We start from the raw sequence: 24641 nt of genomic DNA, 5'->3' as shown, positions 1-24641 counted from the left end.
TGCCACCGGCACAGCCGCTCGCTGTCATTGTTACCAAACCTGCTCCGCAACGGCTCGCTCCTAATGAAGTTGGAGCTGAAGGAATAGCATTAACAGTAACAGTAGCTGTTGAATTAGTAGAACAAAGTTTAGTTCCCCCAATATTCCATTCTGTAAAATTTAGTATACTTTCACCAGTTAAAGTATTTGCACCCGCTAAAAATACATATCTGATTTCGTTACCAATTACATTGGGTGCTGGTGTAGCTGACAATAATCCATCCCCCGCACTATTCAAAATATTACTTTGATATACCATAGTGCCATTTCTCCACACTTGCATTACTCCACCTTCAGCTCTATCTGTACAGCAATCATTTCGGCGATCGATACTCAGATTATTGATCAAGAAATTTCCGCCTAGATTATAAGAGATACCCCAATCTGCTCCTGCCGAAGTTCGAGTTGCATGGAAAGTTTCTGCATTCAGATTATCAACATCATCAAATAATGTAGCTGGAGTTCCAAAAGAATTTGTTGCATTGATGAAGCTAAAATTAGCGACATTAAAATCAGTTACATTACTTACAAGATCTGTATTAGAAACATTGTTTTGAAAAACTGTTACCGAATAACTGGTTGTAACAGCTGGATTGACAGTAATTGCAGCACTCGTCGAACCATCGCTCCAAATATAATAGTTGCCCCCAGAAGCTGTGAGAGTTGTTGCTTGTCCATTACAAATAGTTGTTGTTCCAGTTATAGAAGAAGTTGGCAAGTTACTAACTGTTACAGTAGTGGTGGCTGTGGCTGCACAACCTTCAGCATTAGAAACAGTCACCGAATATGTCCCGGCCATTGTAGCAGTAGCCGAAGCTCTTGTTGGATTTTGTAAGGTTGAAGCAAAGCTATTGGGGCCAGTCCAATTATAAGTTAAATTAGTACCTCCAGTAACGGTTACACCCAAATTCACTTCACTATTCAAACATTCGCTATCACCTAAAACTTTTGAAATGATAATAGCTGGTCTAATCGTAGCAACTACAGCTGTGCGAGCACTTGTACAGCCCACTGCATTACATTCTACAAAGTATGTAGTTGTTGAAGATAAGCTTGGAGTTGTGAAGCTATTGCCCACCCCTACAGCTAAACCACCAGTATTTGTTGTATACCAGTAATAAGTACCTGTACAACCGCTTGCTGAAAGTGTTACGGGGCCAGTTCCACAACGATTTGCTCCAGTGCTGGTCGGTGCAGCTAAGGGCAATGTACAAACAGTGGTATTAAAATTATAACATTTAAAATACAACGAATTTAGACGTTTTTCATCACTATTACCTGGGGCTGTATCTCCAAAATCAGCTGTACTTCCATTCCAATCAGCACCATAAGTAACTGTTATGCTTGATGAGTTTATGTATGCATATGATATCATTGCATCTAAAGCCAATTCATTGATACCCGCATAAGTGGTAAGAGGGCCTTTTGCTTTCAATGCCCCGCTCAGAGTCAACGACGAAGGCGTTTGAATCTGATAACTCTGATAATTACTGGCTTGAATAAATTCCCTAACCTCGTTTGTACTTCCATCAATATCCAATCCCGTAGCCAACAAATTTGGAATAGCACGCGGTGTTGTTGTTCCTGACTGTACAAAATCAAATTTAAAAGTAATTGATTTTTCTCCTGGTGCATCGTATGAAGAAGGACCATTTATCCAGTTATAATCTATCATTGGCTGGAAAGCTTCGTTATACCCTCCAAAACTTGCAGCTGGCACATCCAACTCATTTATTTCAATATCGGCATGAGACCTACTCAATATAGTTACAATCGCATCTGTACCAGATGTAACATTACTAAATCGATATTGTGCATTATTTGCTCCAGCAGTACCTGAAATAAGTGAATAATTCGAAAAGTTCAACGTAGAAACTAAACTACAATTAATATCCCCTGGGTCATAATTGTTGATTGTAATTTGCGTAGTTGCTGAAGCCGTACAGCCATTCGTATTAGCCGTTACAGTATATACACCTGCATCTGAGGGTGTAATTGTCGCAATCGATACATCTTGAGAAGTCGAAGCAAAACCATTTGGCCCAGACCAAGTATACGTTGTACCACCGGTAGAAAATAAGTTGAGAGTACCACCAACTACAATCGGTGAGTTTGAACTTGCAGTAGCTGTTGGAATTGCATTGATCGTAGCCACAACAGGAACTATACTACTCATACAGCTTCCAACCGTACACGATAAAAAATAAGTTGTAGAAGCCGAAATGCTCGGTGTTGTATAGGTAGAACTTGAACCTAAACTAGCTCCACCTGTTGATGCAGCGTACCAATTATAAGTACCCGAACAACCCGATCCGGCAAGAACCACTGATCCTGGTCCACAACGGCTACCCGAAGCAGTAGGGCTAGATGGTTGAGGATTTATAGTTGCGACCACAGATGCTCTTGAACTACCACAACTATTCACTGTACAATCCACATAATAAGTTGTTGTATTAGAAATACTTGGGGTCGAATAAGTTGATCCCGTTCCAAGACTTGTGCCACCTGTTGGATTGCCATACCAATTATAAACGCCAGTACAGCCAGATGCCGATAAGGTAACGGATCCTGTTCCACAACGACTTGAACCGCTTGTTGTTGGAGCAGATGGAACTGGCGTGACAGTAGCTGTAACTGCCGTGCGGCTACTTACACATGAGCTAACCGTACAATCTACAAAATAGGTAGTAGTAATTGAAATACTTGGAGTTAAAAACGTAGCTCCTGTTCCCAAGCTTGTTCCGCCCGTTGGAGCTGCATACCAATTACTTGCCCCTGTACATCCAGCAGCCGAGAGTGTAACAGTACCTGATCCACAACGGCTCCCTCCTGTACCCGTAGGGGCAGGGGTTCCACCCGTAATGGCCAGAGCTATTGTACTGGTAGCCGTACAACCACCTGCATCTTGAATCGTTACGGTGTATGTTCCTGCGGCAAGACCTGTAAATACATTACCCGTCTGAAAAGCACCTCCTCCAATTCTATACTGATACACAGGTGTCGTTGTTGAACTAGCAACATTCGGACGCAAATACTTGCCTGGAATTACCTCACTCGGAACAGTTGTAGCTTCACCAGGTTTCGACCAACCTAACGAAACATTATCACCACCCGTACCTTCTTTATACAATACCTCAAAATAATATATCTGTCCAGCTGTAAGATTGACAGCTGCTGTTTTTTGTGAAGTATATTTATTCCATTCCCGATAACCTGTGTATCCAGTAACACTTGCTAGAAGCACTTTATTGGCAGGATTGGCGTCTCCACTTCCCCAAAATTCGCTGTAATCATCAGAAGCTACCCAGAAATAATAAGTTCCTGTTGTTGGAGGAACAATATATCCAGAAATTCTACCACCAACGTTATCCACGGCATTGTTATATCCTTCTGCAATACCCACGAGCGTAGAAAGTGAAGGTGTATTCGGATAATTTGCATTCGAAGTTAGGTTAGAAACAAGATTCCCAGAAATTCCATACCATAATTGATATGTGGCATCTCCTAAACCCGTAGTACCTCCACTGCCGGTGACCGTAACACTACCCGTTGTTGAGCAAGTTGGGTCTGTTTTTGTCAGACTTAATAAAGGATTATCAGTTGATGTAGTAACCGTAAAATTGGCATAAGTATTACATCCGTTTCCTTGATAACCAATAGTGTAGGTACCTGCCGCTAAATCTACATAGCTATTTCTATAAGCTGTCCAGGCTCCGCCGTTGATATTGGTAGAAAACCCGTCAGGTAAATTTGTTACTGTTATACTTCCAGTCGAACCAGTGCATCCTGTACTTCCTACCGTTGCACTCGGAACTGTCCCATTATTTACAGTAACATTAGCCGTGGCGGTTGCTGTACAACCATTTGTGGAGGTAACTGTAACAGTATATATACCTGCCATTGCAGTTGTAGCCGATGCACGAGTAGGATTCTGAAGCGTTGATGCAAACGATGCTGGCCCCGTCCAAGCATACGTTCCGCCGCCTGTTGAGCCCAATGTTATAGTTGCCCCTACACACTCGGTGTCACCAGTGGCGGTAGCGGTTGGTGAAGTATTCACGGTTACCGTGGTAGTAGCCGAGGTATTAGTAGAAGTTTTTACAAGAGAAAAATTATCTAAATATAGAATCGTTGAAGGGTCTGTCCAAGCATAGACCTGCACCCAAGCTGTACCGGCAGGAGCTGTATTTGTAACAGTATATTCTTGAAAAGCAGTAGCGTTTACTTCGGCACTTACATCTGATAAACTTGTAAAAGATGAATTCATGAATTTAACCCCAATACCTGACCAAGGTGAGGCACTGCTAACTCTTCCCCAAACTTTGAGCGTAAAACTCTCACCCGCAACCGCCACATTATCTTGAGCAAAACCACCACCTGCCGCTGAGGCATTTACTCTTGCCCCGAAGGTTCCACCATACCTTTCTGTTGAAACCGACGTAACCGTGGTATTATTCCAATTATTCCAAGCGGTTAAATTTCCAAGTTCAAAACCTGGATTATTCAAAATATTTGTAATGTTATTACACGTAGCGGTATAGGTTGTTGTGGTTGTTGGGCTAACAGTAATTGTCGAGCCAGTAGCCCCTGTATTCCATGTTACCGTTCCAGCACAATTACTAGCTGTGAGAGTAGTAGTTTGCCCAACACAGATACTTGCAGGAGAATTTATCGCAAAACATGCTTGACAGCCAACAAGGCTCACATTATCGAATTTAAGTGCATTATTTTGCGTCCAGCCAACAATACGGATTTTTGTAGTATTAGCAGGTGTATTTCCTTCAAAATTGATAAGCTGGAAAGTTCCATCATAATTTTTAGTTACTATGATGTCGGCGGTTTTAGAGAGATATGTTGTTCCGTTATAAAACTCTAAATACATTTTCGGCAAATTATTCACAGCATGTTTGGCAGCATACGCTATAAATCTATAGGGAGCATTTGCCGCGAATGCTACATCTTGATATGCCGTATATGTACCTGCCAAATCCCCTACGTTTACCTCTAAGAAGCTTCCGTAAGTTCCACCACCACCACGAGTCAATTGTCCGTTCGATGCCGTCCAAGCACTCATGTCTATTTCAAACTGCGGGTTAACAACTAAATTGGCCGATTCACAACTACCCGAGCAACTAAAAGTAGAAGTATTGACAGTTACATTTGTTGTAGCAGTAGCAGCACAACCACCCACGCTCGATGTAATTGTGTAAATACCAGACATTGATGTACTAGCACTTGGTATGGTAGGGTTTTGACTACTAGAACTAAAACCCGATGGACCACTCCAACTGTAGGTAGTTGGACCAGTTGCAACTATAGAAATATCATCAATGGCAAAATCATTATTTCCTCCCGAAGGCTCATTATTATAAATGGCAAAAACTACTGTTCCTGTAGTGGTAGCCGTCCATGTTGTTGAAATTTGTTGCCAGGTATTACATCCACCAGATGAAAGATTTGAAATGGCACCAATTTTAGTTCCATTTACTCCCCACTGTAATTTGGCAGCTAAGGTACCTCCCCAAAAATCGTATGCCCTAAACGAAAGCGAGTAAGTTGTACCGGCAGTAACATTGATTGACTGATACCAAAATCTTGAATTTATGTTTCCGTTTCCATCGCCTACCATCATATTACCATTAGGATTAACACAATTAATTGCCCAACCCCAAACTGTTTGAGAATTGGTAGTTATGTTATAACCTGGCCCAAGAGAATAATCTGACGAAAAACTATTATTTCCATTACTAAAATCTCCATTTACTACTAATTGAGCCCCATTTCCGCCTACACTTGTCGAAGAAAGATTGATTGTAGTACCAGCAAAAACCGGTGAATTTGAACTTGCAGAAACCGCTGGTGGCGTACAAATTGCCATACCACTCGTGGTGGCATTTGACAAGCAAACTTGATCAATTTTTATAAAGTCACCATTAGCAAAAGCTTCAACCCTCATGTATGAAGTATTGGCCGGAGCTGTGGCAGCAAGTGAATAAAACGAAAGATTGTTGCTTATATCAACATCATGATCAATATTGACTTGATTTGAGCCAATTAGTGCATTGGAGCTATTATAGAATCCTAATCTTACATAATGAGTAAAAGACGGCTCGTGGGTTCCGGCCCAAAACGATAAGTTATAGGTTGTGCCTGAAGTAGCACTTAATTGCTGCCAAAGCCACGCATTTGCTGTAGTTGCTTGCAAATAACCAATATTACTACCACAAACCTGATAACCTGTGCCATTATATGCGGTTCCTCCGGACGAACTCCAGCCAGTCACACCATTCTCAAAACTATTGTTAGTCAGCAAGTTGCCTGTACATGAGCAAGCATCAAATGTATTCAGATCACTCGCAAACTGAAAGTTATGGATTTCACCCGTGCCTAATTGAATTGTCTTAGCAATTATTCCACCTTCTGTATCACCAGTACCTGTTTTTATAAAATTCATATTAGGAGCAAAAACTGTTCCTACTACCATACTTGCTGTGTTCAAGGTAAGGTTGTAGGTTGTAGCTCCATAAAAATTCCATAAAACATATGGGCCTTGTACCCCGGCAATACCGGCCATATTCGAATTATTCCACACAAAATTTGCCGTAATAGGCACATTGATTATCAATATTTTGGTAGCACTTGGTACTGCATCTAATCCAAAACTAATTTCGGTAATATTATTGAGAGAAGTCGAGGTTAGATTCAGATAATTTACTCCAAAATCAAGGGTATTTATTCTTACATTTTGAGCTGTTGAAACGGTATTTCCCGCAATAGCCGCATTGCTCGAATTATACAACTGCACATTATTAGTTCTTGTGCTGAGTGTAGTAGAAGTTGTTCGATAAGAATTAAAAAGACTCGTAAAATCAAATCCTACTGTCTGAAAAACATTTGTTGGTTGAATTACTGAAGCTTCTATTCTCTTAGCATTGTTGTATGAAGTTGCAGCTGGCAATACCTGTGTCAGACCAGTTCCGCCGTTATTGCTAGAAATTGACCCAGTACTATTGCCAATATGAATATAATTCCCATCGTTTACCCTCATTGTTCCATTAGTCCAAGTTATGCCACCTTTTACCAATAATCCGGTCGGCACCGAACCATCACCTGGAAAAATATACGAACCCGTATTGTCCATATTTACCTCTCCCATTGATGGTGTATTGAGAATCAAGTTACCGCCAACGGCCAAAGGTCCGTGAATGTGGTGCGAATTGGTTGAAGTAAAATTACCTTCGCTTATTATCTGAAAACTTTGATTTCCTGCTATTGGATTTTGAGAAAATATAAGATGTGAGATAAAAAATAAAAGCAAGAAAAATACACTACCTTTCATCCTATTTTTAAAGGAAAGATGTGCCAATTTATCATTCGTTGGTTTACAAATTTGAGAGGAGACTAAAGTATGTTTGGAAGTAAAGGACACTTATATTCTATAACTTACGCGATTAGTTTGGAATTAAAAAAAAACACGAGGTCAGGAAACGTCTGGATACGTACATAACCTTATTAATAATATAGCAAAACCTATGCCATAAGTTATTAAGTGGTATCAAAGTCAAAATAATTAGCTATTAATCAGGCAATTATTCCACATACAAGACTTAAACAAATAAATTATATGAAGTAGCCAACATTGGTATGGAGTTTGATACAATTTATTTTGAACAAATGAACACTAGGTTGTAAAATACAAAAATGTACGATAACTTTCGTGTTGTACAGTTGTATTTGTACTACAAAGGCCCAAAATTATCTCTTCTGAAATTCACTCGTTGCTCAAATCGAAATTTTATTTATGAGTATTACCGTTGCCGGTTTTTCGATAATATCAACATCACTTCGTTTGATGGTAATCGTTGCTATAATTCCAGGTTGTGGCGTCTCAATATTTGAATTCAGATGAGCCATCTAGCCATTCTTGGCCAGATTTAAGGTGATTGGTTTCGCCTCTGACGATCATCTTTCCTTACATTTTATATTTATTTTCTATTATTTCAGTAAACTTTGTATGCTTAAAAGTAAGCATCGAAAACTTCTCTACATCAAACTAATCTCCAATTTAGAAAAGATCATGCCCCACTCTATGGTAGGTATTAATGCGAGTCGCCTCAATCGAAATTATAAGAACAGCATCTGATAAATTTACTTTTGCCCTCCGCTATTTTGCCATCAAATTACATAAAATATTCAAAGCTAATTATAAAAGTAAATATCGAGAAGCTTTTAAACCAAGCCACACACAAACAAACGATCAACTTATGCCCCTTTCTGGAAAACATACTAAAACGCTGATTTTTTTATGCAAAATTTACCTTTTCCAAGTTAGAGAAAAAGTAGTCTGTCCTTTTGGCGAAGTAAAAATGCTGTGCGAGAGAGCAAAATCAAGTTTTTTAAGGCGTAGATTTGCCCCAAACGAAAAACCGGCCACTCCACCTAACCCATTGATTTTTAATTCTTTACGACGAAGGAAATTATATCCGAACAGCAAATTAAAGTTTTTGTGGATGAGTATCTCGGTACCAAAAACGAAGTGACGTGAAATTTTATCAGCCGTAGAAATCTTTTTAGGAACTTTGTTTCCTTGCTCATCAAATGTAAAATTAACAGCAGGGTCGTTATAAACAATATCAAAAACGTATAAATGATGCCCAGTCAGCGAAAAACGTACAGGCATATACTTAGGCTTAAAAGATGTCCCCACTTGTAAATCGAAGGGAATTTCGGGGCGAATATCACCGTAACTTTTTAAGACAAAACCTACATTTTTCGCCACAATTCCGATACTAAAATCATGAACTGGGTGCTTAAACGTACCACCCCAATCGGTCAGAAATGCCACCGAATTATAAGATTCCAGAACAGAAGCCACGAATTTAGAGGTAATACCAAAGCTAATATTATTCACTTTTCGAGCATAAGTAAGCCCCAGCGAAAAATCATTGGCCGAAAACTCATTGGTCAGATTTCCGACAGCATCGGTTCCCTGAAAAGTGCCATAATTAAGGTTTTGTAAAGAAATTGCCCAATTTCCAGCTCCTTTTTTAGGTATAAATGAAGGTGAATAATTGAGACTTAGGAACTTGGTAGAAGCCCAATAAGGCGAAAAATTGACTCCGATTTGCCCACGCTGCGAAGAATCTAACAAAGCAGGATTGAACGAAAAAAGATTGACGTCATTATCCGACAATGACACATTGATTCCTCCCAGAGCGTTGACACGAGCATTATTAGCGATATTCAGAAACGAAAAACTATTCGACGGCACCCCGCTTTGGGCAGATGATGCAAAAAAACTAAAACACAAGATAGCCAAACCTAATCCCGAGCGAACCATGCGGAATATTATACGCTCTATCGGCATAGCCAAAACCTCCAAACGGGAAAAAGCCATCATTGCCGAACCATGAATTATTTTGTGTTGCTGCACCATCAATTTTGTGGTCAATCATTATTCTTCTAACTCCCAAACCTACATAAAAATCAAACACAAATTTAGTCTTTTTTTTGTCTTCATTTCTCAATCTTGCCTGATATCCGACCTTTATTGTTGCTCCAACAACATATTTACTGACAGGATAATCCAAATTTTCAAAATACGCACAAGGGCCACCATCACATTCACGCCCAACGCTTCGATTAAGTTCGTCGTTGACTTGTTTATAAAAAAGCTCATAGGCCAAATATCCACCAGCCATATTAGATGCTTTTTTATCGTATCGACGGGCTTCAACTTTTACTCGATAATGCTCTCTTGCTGGCCCAAAATCATTACTTTCACCCCATACATTTGCGACCCCCGCACCATAGCCAACTTGCTCAGATAAGGTCCAACGCTTACTTTGCCCGAGACGATGCTCGGCTGCAAATTCAAACGTATTATCAATATCAAACATTGCGAGCGGAGCAATTTTCAAGATTAAATGAGCTTTATTGAGCGAATCTTGGGCATGAGAGCTAATGCTTAATATGCCCAAAAAGGCAATAAAAAATGCAGATATATATTTTTTTTTCATGGATTTGTAGCGATTTTACTTAGTAGTTTCAATTCCTTTTGTGCATTGTAACTGTATTGATAAACACCATCTTTACCCGTAATAATCAATGTATTATCTTTTGGAATTACATCAACAGCGGCAAAATCTTGAAAATATTTGATTTGTTTCAAAGCCTTTGGGTCTGTCTTATCAAAAACTTTCATGCCGTAATCTCCTTCGGTGACAAAAAGTAAATTTCCACCCACACCCAAGCCGTGCGGACTTTGCATTGGGTAACTACTGAGGAGCTTCGGTGTTTTCAAATCTCGAATATCAACCACATCCAACACATTCACGCCACGATTGCAATTAGTACCACTCCGAAGGGTCACATAAGCATAATTCCCTTCGGCCACAACGGGGTCGCAAGATACAACGTGTGAATAAACTGACACAAATTGCGGGTTTTCGGGCGAAGAAATATTGAAAATATACATACCATTTTGAGTACCAATCAAAAGATGATTATTGAATGGAAAAATAGTTTCAACAATAGTATTCAATGAGGCCCTTTTTACAAAAATAGGATTTGATGTATTTTGAATATTATAAGTCTTAAGCGATTGATTATCAACGATATATAAATAGCCATTAGCAATAGTAAATCGAGCGGTTGAGCCACCCGTTCCAGTTGTCGGAGAGGCAGAAACAGCATCTCCTTTACACGCATAAATGATCGTTGATAAAAGGAGAATAGTAAGTATTTTTTTCATGATATATTAATAAAGTAGTACACTTTCAATTAATTTTCACTCGTAGGAAGATCCATATTGGACCTTCTGATAGCAAATTCCCTGTCTTTACTACCGAAAACATTTTGGGTTTACCAAATCGGTATATTCCCAACCTATCACATAACCTTCCGATGGGTCAACACACTCAAATTTCCCATTTTGTTTTGGATGACTCGGATACGGAAAGGCTTTTTCAATACGCTTCACTACCTTGACCGCCAACGGATTAGAGATATCAATCGTTACTAAATCATCGCCGTTATCGGCGTAGAGAATATTATCAGCAATCGAAATATCTTGATTGGCAGGAATTGAAATAAAAGCAATAGCTTGTGGTTTTGTTTTATCCGAATTATCAAAGACATGAATCCCCTGCCCTATTTCATTGATATACAAGTATTTATCTTTGATATAAATCTTTCCAGCCTTGCGAAGTTTTTGAGGCGAACCAGAGGAGACATTGCGGAGATTTGCATAACTCATATATATCGGCCGATAACCCTTTACGGTTTCGGTGGTCATGCTTCTGTCTGGGTTACAAGCATTAATTGCAATAATTGCGGCAAAAAGAAGAAGTTTTTTCATAAAAAAGTCATGGTAGTTTTTATGTTTACTACCATGACTCCGAAGTTATGAAAAAGGTTGTAATACTGTATTTTATTTTTTCTTGAAATAGGCAATTACAGCCTTACGGATATCATTTCGGGCATCATCTTCTGGAAAAGTATCTACAATCGAAATCACATCAGGATTTTGTTTTGTGAAAAAACCCAAATTACGCTCCTTGCCTGAAAATAAGAAATCGCTCGTGATGATATTGTATTCTTGATTGACATCCAAGAGTTTTCCGTTGATTCTCCATTCTTTTTTGGCTGCATCATAAGCAATTTTTTCCCACTGCAAATATCCGCCACTGCCTTTGTTTTCTAAGCCAGTTTGTAGCACTCTTTCCAACAAACGTCCACGCAATTTTACTTCTACTAGTTTTCCACCAAAAGGCAAAATACGAAGCACATCAAGCTGTGTGAGTTGTCCCGAAACATTATCATCAATACGAATCGAACCGCCATTGAAAAACGCACAGTCAAACTTATTTGGCGAAGATGCCAGCAGGGCATTGTTTATCATACTCCCCATATTTCCTTGCATATTTCGCACTACGCTCTCGTGGCCATCGAGTGGCTCTTTCAAATCAGCAATTACTTCATCTTTATTCAATCCGAGAGCTTTAAAAGCTCCGTCTTGAATATCTTCCCATTTTTTTACAACGGCCGCTGCAGTAGGTTCATCGGCGATGGTGTTATCAATTTTCTTTAATTCAGACTTAACTTCAGTTTTGCCCGTAACTTTATTGTAAGTAATATGGTGGATGTAGGCAGTTTTTGCATTGGCGTCGGCTTTGGCCATGATTACATTACCTATTTGCTCACGCATATTATCGTGGTCGTGTCCGCCCATGAGCAACTTCACGTTGGGTAACATTTCGGCTAATTTTATATCATCAACTTTGTTGAGGTGCGTCAAAGCAACCACAAAATCACACTTTGGTTCTAATTCGGCATAGGCTTTTTTGGCTGCTTCAAAAAAGTCTTCGTATAGCACAAAATCTTTTTTATTTGAAGGCAATAAGATACCAAACATACCCATTTTTACTTCATCGCCTTTGGCATTCTTAAAGGTTAGAATAGTGGTTTTTAGGAATGACTCTTTTGTGCCATTTACCATTTTTCCGAAAGGTACGTATTCATCTTTCACTTTCTCTAAAGCATTGGTATTCAACCAATTAAACTTCGACTCATTGATGCGTTCTTGTAAATCTTTTTGGTCTAAATCAAATTCATGATTACCGAAACAAACCCAATCAATGCCCACTGCATTCATGGTTTCAATCATTTGTTTTCCCTTGATAGATTTTCCTTCGTAGCGAAGCGTACCAATAACGGATGGACTCAGAAAATCGCCCGAAAGCACGGTGAGCGTATTTGGATTTTCTTTCAATAAATTTTGGCGAACAGTTGCCACACGAGCCATACCACCTACTTTTCCGTTGTCGAGTGGAGAAATTTCATAGACATCATTGAGGTGCAGAAAAGTTATCGCTATTTCGTTTTGAGCACTTGAATTGTCATTAGTAGTAGTTTTGGCAGTTCGGCAAGCAACTGACACTACCACGAGCATTATAAAAAGAAGAATCTTTTTCATGGTTAATTTGCTAAAGGTATTATATAATTACCTTACAAAATTAGGCAACTAAAATGTATAAAATAGAATTGTGGCCGAAAAAATCAGAATGTTAGTTATTTCGTAGCTTGATGGTGAAATAATAATCAAAATTCAGGGTTTACCCTATTTTTTTAGACAGATTAATAAAATAGATTTGCACGATTATTTTACATGTCCATACTCGATGGCAATTTTTAGTAAGCTCACTACATTTTTTACATCAAACTTCGAGAGAAGGTTGCTGCGGTGAGTTTCAACGGTTTTTTCACTGATGCACAGTTCATTGGCAATTTGGCGAGTAGTTTTCCCTTTGGCAATTTGGTCTAAAACCTCTTTTTCACGTCGAGTAAATTTTAGCTGGTAAAGACTTTTTTCAACGTGTTTTTGGCGACTAAGCCCACGCATAATAATTTCGGTTATCTCGGCACTCTGATAATTTTGCCCGTCTTTTATTGTCCGAATTGCACGTAGAAGTTCCTGTCCACCAGTATTTTTAAGTAAATAACCATTGGCACCGTTTTTCATCATACGAGTAATAAAACTCTCATCGCTATGCATGGTCATGGCCAAGACTTTTACATGAGGATAATTACTAGTAATATATTTGCATAAATCTAAGCCACTTTCACCGCCCAAGTTTATATCAAGCAAAACTACATCAACCAAGGTAATCTGAAGTAGTGCTTTTACTTGTTCGGAATTCTGACACTCGCCCAAAATCTCAATGTCAGGCTCGTGTAAGAGCAATGAAGCCACACCTTCCGTAAAAATTTTGTGGTCATCCACCAATAAGATTCTTATCATTTTAACCGGTCAAATAAGATTGAAATGCTCAAAGTTATATCATTAAATTTACGAAAAACTAAGATTTTATTAATATTTCTGCTTACAGTAATATTTACTAGCGTCGAGGCTCAATATCCGTATGTTGATAATATCTACACCAAACACCAACTTGATAGTATGATTTTGAGCTATCAGGCCAAAAACGACACACTTGGCTTGGCCTTCACACACTGGGCCTACGCCAAAAATCAAGAAAACTCAAAGAGTTTAAACGAGTCTCCAATAACAAATTTGCGAAAAAGTATGGAATATTTCTATGCCGCAAAAGACTACACTAACTATTATAATATCAAAGGTACAATTGGGTCGTTTTTCATGGATAAAGAATTCATGAAACAACTCGCCAAAGACTATATTGAAAGTGCTGTTTATTATTTTAGAGCTAGCAAGAATATATTAAATGAAGCCGGACATTTAGTAAATCTGGCAAATATTTATATCCATGAAAACAACTTCAGATCGGCAAAAGAAATTCTTGAGCGAGTAGAAATGCTGAATCAACAAATAAAAAACAAATCTTATCAAGGTCGGATTCATTCTTCGTATGCCGATTATTATGCCCGCCAAGCAAAATACAAAGAAGCGTTTTATCATATCGAACTAAGCTACGAAATTGCCCGAGAAGAACAAATCGAATGGCTCGAAGTACTGGCATTGTATTTCAAATCGAAATGCTATCAGAGTCTCAATAATGAAGAAGCCCGTAAGGAAACCTTGTTGGCAACTCTAAACATTCTCGAGAAAAATATGAATCTCTATCTTTTACGCAAAGAAATTTATGATAATCTACGTGATTATTATTTTAAAAAGAAAAACTTCGCCAAAGCTTACGAATATGCCTATAAAGCCCAAATTACGGTTGAAACTATCTATTTTTCAAAAATGGAAAGTGATTTACGGTCTTTTACGGAGTATAATCTCTTAGAAAAACAAAAAATGATTGTCTCGACTATCGCACTTGAAAAGAAAATTGCTCAAAATGAACTCGAAAAACTCAGAACCGAACAAAATATTTACATCGGAGTAATCTTAGGCATTATTTTGTTTTTTTGTTTGTTGATATACCTATATTTCAATCGAAGAAAAATCGAATTATTAAAGAAAAGTGAAGCAGAAAATAACTACCAAATTGAAAGTTTGAATTCGCTTATCAATGGGCAAGAAATAGAACGAGAACGAATAGCCAAAGAGCTACACGATGGTCTGGGAATTATGCTGGCTCGTATAAAATTTACGGTTGAAAAAAGCTCTGATAAAGAGCGAATTACCAAAATGATTGATGATGTTTGCTCCGAAATTCGTAATATTTCTACCAATTTACAGCCTACCACACTTTCAGAATTTGGCTTAAAAAAAGCTATCGAGGATTTTGTTTTAAAACATGATTTTTCAGAACCTAATCTGGTGTTTCAGTTCTTTGGCGAACCTCTAGATTTAGGAACAAACAAAAATTTAATGGTTTATCGAATCGTTCAGGAATTAGTTACCAACTCCATCAAGCATGCCAATGCAAAAGAAATTCTTATTCAAATCATCAACACAACCGAAAGCATGACTTTGACAATCGAAGACGATGGCATTGGTTTTGATGAAAATACCATAAAAACCGATAGTAGTGGTTGGAAAAACATCAAGTCAAGAGCGAATTACTTACAAAGCAATATTTCTTTAACTTCCGATTCCATGTCGGGAACTTCGGTTACGATAACTATGCCACATCATTGAGGGCCATTTTTGAGTATCTCATGATGCCTGAACACTGGCACAACAAGCAGCTAGTGCATAGCATCATAAAGTATTCATCAACAATGGTTTACAAAAATAAAAATATCGTTTATATTCTGATATTACGCAGAGCCATCGGCTCAATTAATTTTGTAGCAGTTGATAATAATCGACGTTTATAATTGTCCGAACAAATTAAGTTCCATCGGAACGGCACATTTACTGTATGGATCTTTCCCATAGAACCATTAAAAACTATGTACATTGTTTTACCCGCGATTGCAATGCACGGCTACAAAATCTGACGATCCTATGGGTGTTTAAAAAATTTGCACAACACCAGTTATTTTTAATCATCTACTTCATTCGATTGACTCAGGTTTTATTACTTTTTTCATATAAAAAACTACTTCTCTAATCTGAAATTCTTGCTGATCTATCTTCAATTTCTTAACTCTAAACGCAAAACTCAGGGTTTACCCTGAGTTTTTATTTTGGGGGAAACTACTGAATAAAATAGTATATAATGAAGTTAATTTTGTATTTTACTAACACACCTTCCTCGAAAAGTTCTAAAACAAAACTAACTTTTAATAACAAAAATTATGCAAAAAAATCTACATCAAAATGATATCAAGTCATTATTGAGGAGTAACCTACGGCTCATGAACTCGTTGGGCATTGCTTTCGTAATTCTATTATTTCCTGCTTTTACTTATGCACAAAACGCAAAAAATGCAACTGTGATAAAAATTACAGGTAAAATTACCGGGCAAAATGGCGATGCAATTCCGGGAGCGAGTGTAGTAGTGAAAGGCTCAAAGTCAGGAACTGCCGCCAATGCTTCGGGGGGGTATAGCATCGAAGCCGCAAGCGATGGCATGTTGGTTGTTTCGTCGATTGGTTATGATGAACAAATAATCAAAATCAATAATCGAAGTGTAATCAACATTTCATTGATTGAAAGCTCAAACTCACTCAACGAAGTTGTAGTGGTGGGTTATGGCTCAACGAGCAAGCGTTTGCTTTCGGGAGCTCAGACCAACATTGGGGAACTTGAACTAAAACGCACCGTCAATACAACCATGGACCAAGCTCTTCAGGGTAGAGCTCCCAATGTTTATGTAGCCAGTAATTCAGGAAAACCCGGTGGTGCGGCTGCCGTATATATCAGAGGGCTTTCTACAATCAACGGCAATAACCAACCGATGTATGTAATTGATGGCGTACAGATCATTCCGCAAGACGCTCCCACACAAGGGATTGGCTCTGATGGACAATCAAACATCATCTCTACAATCAACCCCGATGATATTGAATCAATGAATGTCCTAAGTGGCCCCTCGGCACAATCGATTTATGGCTCAAAAGCTGCCAATGGCGTAATTGTGGTAACGACAAAAAAAGGCAAAGCTGGTGACTCGAAAATCAATTTTACATCCATGTATAATTTTCAGTCATTGCCCAAACAACTTCCGATGATGAATCTCAGAGAATATGCAACCTATAGCAACGCTTGGGCAAAAATGGTAGGCTCTGGTTTTAATCCAGAATTTGCCGACCCTTCTATTTTAGGTGAAGGCACAAATTGGCAATCAGCTTTATTCAAAACCGCTGCCATGAAGAAACAGCAACTTTCGTTGAGTGGAGGAAACGACCGAACCACGTACTATATCTCAGCCGAACTAATGAATCAAGAAGGTATTGCACCAAATTCGGGTTTTAAAAGAAAATCATTGCGAATGAATGTTGAGAGTAAGGTACGTAGCTATTTAAAGATCGGAACTAACCTTTCGGTTTCGGGTACAGCCGAAAAACTTTCTATAAACGAAGATAACATCATCAGCACAGCCATTCGTCAATCCCCAAATGCCCCTGTATATAATCCAGACGGTACTTTTGGTGGCCCACAAGATGTTGTCCCTGGCCGTTATTCAGCTCAAATCACGAATCCAGTTGCATTAGCTTACACCAACACTAATGATTTTAAGCGAACAACTACATTCGGAACAATCTATGCCGACCTCACTTTCTTAAAAGACTTCACACTTCATGGTGAATTCAACGGAAACTATGGCAATGATACAAGAGCTATTTTCCGTCCTTCATACACTTTTGGTGCCAATGCCCTCACGTTGGGTGCAATAAATCCGATTTCTACTTCTGAAAGATACGCAGGTAATAATTATTTCTGGAGTGCTAACCAGCGACTCAATTATACAAAACAATTACTCGAAAAACACAATATCAATGTCACGATTGGTCATGAAGCTCAGTATGGATTTTATGAACAATTATCGGGAAGAGTAACAGGTTTCACGAATAATGCTTTATCAGAGTTAAGCCTCGGCGACCCTAAAACCTCATTGAGCGGAAGTACAAGAGATGACAATTCGCAAGAATCATATTTTGCACGTTTGGGCTATGTATATGACGATAAATATATCTTTCAAGGAACATTCAGAGCCGACGCTTCCTCCTATTTTGGTCCTAACAACCGTTGGGGATATTTTCCATCGGCTTCGGTTGCTTGGCGTGTTTCGAGGGAGGCTTTCATGAAAGAACAAAATCTTGTCAATGATTTAAAACTTAGATTTGAACTCGGCACAACAGGAAATCAATATTGGGGTAAGAATACTTACGCCCCACTTAGTACTGCTGCCACACAATCAGGACAAGGATTTTTGGCAGGTAAATTCCCTAATCCTGACATAAAGTGGGAAAACACTAAAACTTATAACATTGGTTTTGATTTAAGCCTCTTGAAAGACCGTATCCAGCTAATTTTTGATGCCTACGTAAGAAGAACGTCAGATTTGATTACAGATTTACCTCTACCAGCTTATGCAGGAACAGCAGGTCAGGGTGGAATTGGAGCTCCGGTTGTGAATATCGGAGATATGGAGAATCGAGGTATTGGTTTTTCACTCAACTCCACTCCAGTAAAAGCCAAAGATGCCAACGGAATAACTTGGCGATTGGGTGGAAATATGTCGTTTGATAGAAACAAGTTATTGAAACTTAATACCGACCGTGCCATCATCGACCGTTTCCCATGGTTTAGCCGAGTCATTTCACGTTCGGTAGTCGGACAACCACTTTTCCAGTTCTATGGCTACAAGGCAGAGGGCCTAATATTGGATTACAATGATTTGATTAACGCTGCACTACCAACCAACGTCCATATTGCACCTGGGCAGGCCTGGGTTGGCGATGTTAAGTACGCGAATCTCGATAAAACCGAATACTTTGACCCTGTTTTGGGCAAAAGTGTACAGGTAATTGACGACAAAGACCGAACATTTATCGGAAATCCTTGGCCTAAGTTTACGTTTGGTATCACTAATAATCTTACTTATAAAAACTTCGACTTGTCGGTTTTCATGCAAGGAGTTTATGGCAATCAAATCTTCAACCAATTGAGGTTCGATAATAGTGCTTTCAGAAATTATATTCAGGGAGCATTCAAAGAGGCGGCAAATTTTGCCATTCCAAGTAGCAACGTGCTATCCGAAAACCTAAAATTATTGAATCCAGAAACAACTGTGCCGAGAATTGCCTATTCAAGCTATGGTAATAATGGCCGTGCAACCGATCAATTTGTGGAAGATGGCTCTTACCTCCGTGTAAAAAATATTGCCTTGACATACAATGTACCAAAGGTATTCTTAAAAAAATACCTACCTATCAATGGCTTACGCTTATCAGGAGGTGTACAAAATGCTTTCACTTTTACAAAATATACTGGATATGACCCAGAGGTAGGAACGTCGGCGGGTGTCCCTGGCTTTGACAACGGACGTTATCCATCTTCAAGAATGTACACTTTCTCGGCTGCATTCGACCTTTAATTTTGATATAGATAGATTAAAAATTTACAAAAATGAAAAAATATAGATTAATCAAATATTTATTTGTTATCCTAAGTTTGGTAGGTATAACAAGCTGTAAAGATGAATTTTTAGATACTCCTCCACTGGGTAGCCTTACTGCTCCTAATTTCTTTAATACCGATGCCGAGCTACTCGCTGGAACTGCCGCTATGTATAATAAAGTATGGTTCGACTCAAACGGGCAAGCACTTTTAGCCTTTGGCGATGGCCGTGCAGGAAATATGATAAGCCCTTATAATGGTAGTTGGTTACAGTACTATCAGTTTACTGTTTCAAATACCAATGGAGATCTAAGAAACTCTTGGAATTCGTTTTTCTCAATTGTAGCTCAGGCAAACGTACTCATTTACAACGTAAATACATACGCAAAGCCTGCTGTTTCAGAAGCAGCCAAAAGAAGAGCAATCGGCGAAGCACGTTATATGCGTGGCGTGGCGTATTCGTATTTGGTACAAAACTGGGGAGCGGTGCCTATCATCACTGATAACCTAAAACAAGGTGCCGATACCACACTTCGCAGAAATACGGTCGAATCTGTTTGGGAATTTGCCATTAGAGATTTACAGGCTGCAAAAGATTTACTTCCAGCCACTACACCAGCAGGTAGTGGGCGTTTGAATGCGTATTCGGCCAAAGGAATGTTAGCAAGATTTTACCTTACTCGTTCGGGGCTCGGCTCAACCAATGGTCTTAGAAGTCAGATGTATTTAGATAGTGCTAAGTTTTATGCTAAAGATGTGATTCAGAATAGCTCGTATCAATTAATGGCAAACTACCCTGACTTGTTTCTTACGGCAAACAACAATAATTCTGAACAACTATTTGGTTTACAATGGGTGAGTAACGGAACTTGGGGAACTGGTAATCAATTTCAATCACAATTTGCTGCCAATAGCCAACTTACTGGATTTCAAGATGGCTGGGGCGGTGGAAATGGGGCATCGTATGATTATCTAGTAAATGCCGACCCTGCCGATTCGGTGCGAAGAAAAGCTACTTTTATGCTCCCAGGCGATTTCTACCCAGAATTAATCAAAGCAAAAGGAGGTTATAGAGTACCAATTCCTGCTGCTGATAGTTGGGAAAATTTTGCCAATTTTAAAAAATACATTGTCGGAACCCCCGATGATAATGGTGGATTAGGACAACAGCAAAATGCTCCCAATAATACTTATATCCAGCGTTTAGCCGATGTTTATTTGATTTATGCAGAAGCCATCTTGGGCAATAATGCCTCAACTTCTGACCCCGAAGCCCTCAAATATTATAATGCCATACGCGAAAGAGCCACGCTTGCACCCGTAAAATCATTCAACATTGATGATTTGCTACATGAACGCCGCTATGAGTTTGCTGTTGAAGGCGATGCTTGGTACGATTTAGTAAGATTATACTACTACAAACCACAAAAAGTGATTGATATAATTGGTAAACAAATAAGAGGCAATTATGCAATTAGAATCAAAGCTGGCACTGGAACACCCACCAAAAAACGTGAATTTGAGTTTATTATTCGCACACCATCAACTTTCAAACTCGTTCCAACTGCTTTCTATTTGCCCATTCCAGATACCGAAACGGCACAAGCTCCCAACCTATTGAAAGAGCCTGTTCCATATAAATTTAATTAATTATATGATGAATTTGGGACGGATCCATCCGCCTCAGTTTAACAATTTAAGTAATGAAAAAAGAACAAAAAATAATATTTGGCAAATTTTTGGGCGTGTTCTCATTGATTCTGCTCACCCTAACTACCCTATTATCGTCTTGTGAAAAAGATGATCCTGGTACGCCCACATTTAGTAAAGGTACTCCGACAATCAGTCGAGTATATTTACTCGATACCATTGCTCGCTACAAAGATAGCAGTATTGTAGGAGCCGAACCATTCAAACTTTTGGTTATTGATGGAAAAAATATCGGCGGTGTAAAAAAGGTGTATTTCAATGGCTATGATGCAGCCTTCAACCCAACGTATAATACCGATAATTCATTGATTATTCGCCTTCCTGGCGAAGCTCCAACGGGGGCAAAAGTTGATAACAAACTTCGTTTGGTAACGTTTCAAGGTGAAGCCACATTTGATTTTAAGATTATTGCGAAGCCATCAGTTTTTGAAACAGATAAAATTACATTCGGAGCCGATAGAGGAGATATAACCCTTAAAGGCAAAAACTTTGAAGATGTTTCGAGTGTGATGTTTACTGGTACAAAAACCGCCGTTACGGTGGTTTCAAAGACTAAAGATAAAATTGGCAACGAAACAATGACATTGCGTTTTCCGACCACTAACCTTAGCCAAGTAACTTTGGATATCACAAACACCAGTGGTACAATTACTACTCGAAACATGGAGTTTGTAAATGCTGATAATGCTCTGGTAATTTTTGGTGAAGATTTCTTGAAAGACTACGCCAATAATTCGTGGGGCGACCCACTGATTATCAATTCAGAACAAGCTTATGCTGGAAAAAAATCTCTATCAAAATCGTATGCAGGAGGAAACTGGCATTTAGCAGCATTTAGTAATTGGTGGCCATCATTAGAATATAATGCTGATTATAAATACATCTCTTTTGCCATTAAGGGTGCAAGTGTGCCAATCGACCTCTGGATTCAGTCTGATGCGTCAAAAGTTGGCTTTGGTGAATTTACTGATAAAAACAAAATTACTGTAGCAGCCAATGTATGGAATTATTACAAAATTCCTTTGGCAGATATTGATTTTTGGTCAGCGGGAAAAGTACTAAAACAATTTGGTTGGAGAGTAAAAGGACCTGACAAAACCCAAGTTTTGTATTTTGATGATGTCATGTTTATCAAGAAATAGAAAATCTACCAAGTAAATAAGTGTTTTACACTTTTACAAACTTATTGACTGTCTCGATGGTCAGATACTAGCTCTGAATTATTTAGTTCTTAGTCAAAACCGAATTGGTCAGCGTTTTCGTTGGCCAATTTAGTTTATTAAAAAACCATATTGATCAAAATAAAGCTCCTCGATTAATTATAAAAAATAAAGAGGAAAATACACAATCTATGAGAAGTCTTAACATCATAACCATCTTGGGCTTAGTGAGTTCATCTTATATTTCATGTTCAAAGACTATCATTGATACGGTTTCAAACGTTCCAAAAGATAGCACAGTTGTCATCATTCCACCAGTCGAGCCCAAAATAGCCTCTTCTATTGGCTTTTTCCTAGATAATTGGCAACCAAAATCATTTACCCCCCCGCTATTCACTGAAGTTACACCACCCAATACCGCCATCAATGTCGTAACGGTTGATGCCTCAGATATTATCACCAAAATTCCAAGTAATATATTTGGCCACAATGCCAATACTTGGATGGGAACGCTGGTTGGTACGCCCAGCTTAGTTACTGATGTAAAAAACCTCAAACCAAATATCATTCGATGGCCAGCTGGAAGTGGAAGCAATAGCTATTTTTGGAACGCCTCTCCCACCCAAGACCCAAACAATCGAAACCGACAAACACCTTCAGCTGATTTTATGAAAACTTGGGGAATTCCTGATAAATACATAGATAAAGATGGAAAGGCAATAGATTCATGGTTTTTTTATGGCAAAACCAACGATAATTGGCGTGCATCGCTCGATAATTATTATGATTTTCTGAGCCAAACGAATAGTAAAGGTAGTATTTGTGTCAATTATAGTTTTGCTCGCTACGGAACGAGTAAAAATCCTGTGGCGATGGCGGCAAAATTGGCGGCTGATTGGGTAAGATACGACAAAGGACGCACCGAATATTGGGAAGTAGGCAACGAAAACTACGCTGATTGGGAAGCTGGATACCGAATTGATGTAAGCAAAAACCAAGATGGACAACCCGAATTTTTGACAGGAAAACTTTATGCCCAACATTTCAAAGTTTTTGCTGATTCGATGCGAAAAGCAGCGGCCGAGATTGGTGTAAAAATCAAAATTGGGGCTGTTTTTCAAGAATCACCCACCCAAGATTGGCAAAACAATACTACCAAAACTTGGAATGCAACCTTAGTACCCGAGCTAAATAACAAAGCTGATTTTTATATCGTACATCACTACATTACGCCTTATGGTGAGAACTCAAACGCCGCAACAATTCTGAATGCCGCCCTTTCTCACCCAGAAAAAATGATGAAGTTTGTTACCAATGAAATAGTATCCAATGGCGGAGAAATAAAACCGATTGCTTTTACCGAGTGGAATATGTGGGCCAGAGATCAAAAGCAGCAGGTTTCAAACACAAGTGGCGTTTTCGCAATAATTGTACAAGCCGAATCGATCAAAAATAAGTACGGCTTAGCAGCTCGTTGGGACTTACTAAACGGCTGGGAAAATGGCAATGACCACGGACTTTTCAGCGATGGTGGCAGTAGCGACGACCCTCGCATGAATCCACGTCCGTCGTTTTACCACATGTATTATTTTCAGAAAATCATTGGTGATAGACTCGTCTCATCAAACGTAACTGGAACGGCAAATAATCTCGTAACGACAGCCATCAAAGCTTATGCTTCAACTTATAGTTCGGGCGAAATCAACGTTACGCTACTCAATACTTCATCAATTGCACAAAATGTTGAATTAAAAACCAAGAATTTCAACGCTGGAAATCGTTTTTATTGGTACAGTTTGGAAGGCAGTAATGACAACGGCGAGTTTTCGAGAAAAGTAATTGTCAACGGTTTTGGTCCAAAAGGCGTAGCAGGTGGCCCAGCCGATTATGCAAGTTTGAAGGCATTTTCTGCCTCGACCAATAAAGGAATCAAAGTTGTAGTTCCTGCTTACGGAAGTGTTTGTTTGGTGGTTGAAAAAAGATAAATAGCAATTTTACGAATTCCCCTTGCGTGAAAATGGGTTTGAGGTAGAAAGCAGATTCTCGGTATTATGCAATAATCTGTTTTTTCTTGACAATAATTTATCTATTTCTTAAATTCAACCTTCTAACATTCACAAAACCTAAAACGCTACTTATAAACACGCTTACAGGTAACTACATTGGTGTAACGCACCTTGTTTCGGGAATTATTGCAATTATTTTGGGCGGCTTTGTTCTACTACTAAAAAAAGGAACAAAAATTCATCGACAAATTGGCTACGCTTACGTAATCAGTATGATTATTTTG

13 protein-coding genes are annotated in these 24641 nt (G+C 38.8%); 6 read left to right on the top strand and 7 right to left on the bottom strand.

What is annotated here, in order from left to right:
* The 7 genes from ACOVO2_RS11030 to ACOVO2_RS11000 form a co-directional block, all read right to left on the bottom strand.
* On the bottom strand, window positions 1-7378 hold a 7378-nt coding region (locus tag ACOVO2_RS11030), incomplete at its 3' end, for a collagen-binding domain-containing protein (protein WP_421770024.1).
* A gap of 975 nt (window positions 7379-8353) precedes the next feature.
* Complete coding sequence (gene porQ, locus ACOVO2_RS11025) at window positions 8354-9439, bottom strand: type IX secretion system protein PorQ (protein WP_421770023.1); 1086 nt, start codon at window positions 9437-9439, stop codon at window positions 8354-8356.
* Window positions 9339-10058 carry a hypothetical protein gene (locus tag ACOVO2_RS11020; protein ID WP_421770022.1) on the bottom strand — a complete coding sequence of 240 codons (720 nt, stop codon included), beginning with the start codon at window positions 10056-10058 and terminating at the stop codon, window positions 9339-9341. Before ACOVO2_RS11020 ends, porQ begins: the two co-directional genes overlap by 101 nt.
* The gene (locus ACOVO2_RS11015) at window positions 10055-10792 is read right to left on the bottom strand and encodes an LVIVD repeat-containing protein (protein WP_421770021.1); all 738 of its coding nucleotides are present in this window, start codon (window positions 10790-10792) and stop codon (window positions 10055-10057) included. Before ACOVO2_RS11015 ends, ACOVO2_RS11020 begins: the two co-directional genes overlap by 4 nt.
* A gap of 90 nt (window positions 10793-10882) precedes the next feature.
* On the bottom strand, window positions 10883-11398 hold the full coding sequence (locus ACOVO2_RS11010) for a hypothetical protein (RefSeq protein WP_421770020.1): 516 nt from the start codon (window positions 11396-11398) through the stop codon (window positions 10883-10885).
* 72 nt (window positions 11399-11470) lie between these two features.
* Window positions 11471-13015, bottom strand: a complete 1545-nt coding sequence (locus tag ACOVO2_RS11005; protein ID WP_421770019.1) for a bifunctional metallophosphatase/5'-nucleotidase — start codon at window positions 13013-13015, stop codon at window positions 11471-11473.
* A gap of 183 nt (window positions 13016-13198) precedes the next feature.
* Window positions 13199-13840: a response regulator gene (locus tag ACOVO2_RS11000; RefSeq protein WP_421770018.1), complete on the bottom strand. Its 642-nt coding sequence runs from the start codon at window positions 13838-13840 to the stop codon at window positions 13199-13201.
* Between the two features lie 24 nt (window positions 13841-13864).
* Between ACOVO2_RS11000 and ACOVO2_RS10995 the strand changes: the two genes are divergently transcribed.
* The 6 genes from ACOVO2_RS10995 to ACOVO2_RS10970 all read left to right on the top strand — a co-directional run.
* Window positions 13865-15607 carry a tetratricopeptide repeat-containing sensor histidine kinase gene (locus ACOVO2_RS10995; RefSeq protein ID WP_421770017.1) on the top strand — a complete coding sequence of 581 codons (1743 nt, stop codon included), beginning with the start codon at window positions 13865-13867 and terminating at the stop codon, window positions 15605-15607.
* Between the two features lie 605 nt (window positions 15608-16212).
* The gene (locus tag ACOVO2_RS10990; protein ID WP_421770016.1) at window positions 16213-19458 is read left to right on the top strand and encodes a SusC/RagA family TonB-linked outer membrane protein; all 3246 of its coding nucleotides are present in this window, start codon (window positions 16213-16215) and stop codon (window positions 19456-19458) included.
* 32 nt (window positions 19459-19490) lie between these two features.
* Window positions 19491-21131: a RagB/SusD family nutrient uptake outer membrane protein gene (locus tag ACOVO2_RS10985; RefSeq protein ID WP_421770015.1), complete on the top strand. Its 1641-nt coding sequence runs from the start codon at window positions 19491-19493 to the stop codon at window positions 21129-21131.
* Between the two features lie 53 nt (window positions 21132-21184).
* Window positions 21185-22333: a hypothetical protein gene (locus tag ACOVO2_RS10980; RefSeq protein ID WP_421770014.1), complete on the top strand. Its 1149-nt coding sequence runs from the start codon at window positions 21185-21187 to the stop codon at window positions 22331-22333.
* Window positions 22334-22542: 209 nt separating this feature from the next.
* Window positions 22543-24336 carry a hypothetical protein gene (locus tag ACOVO2_RS10975; protein WP_421770013.1) on the top strand — a complete coding sequence of 598 codons (1794 nt, stop codon included), beginning with the start codon at window positions 22543-22545 and terminating at the stop codon, window positions 24334-24336.
* A gap of 86 nt (window positions 24337-24422) precedes the next feature.
* Window positions 24423-24641, top strand: a 219-nt coding sequence (locus ACOVO2_RS10970; RefSeq protein WP_421770012.1) for a hypothetical protein, incomplete at its 3' end; no start/stop codon positions are given.

The sequence above is a fragment of the Emticicia sp. genome (genome assembly GCF_049241225.1).
Lineage (GTDB): Bacteria > Bacteroidota > Bacteroidia > Cytophagales > Spirosomataceae > Emticicia.
This window is presented reverse-complemented; position numbering and strand designations above follow the sequence as displayed.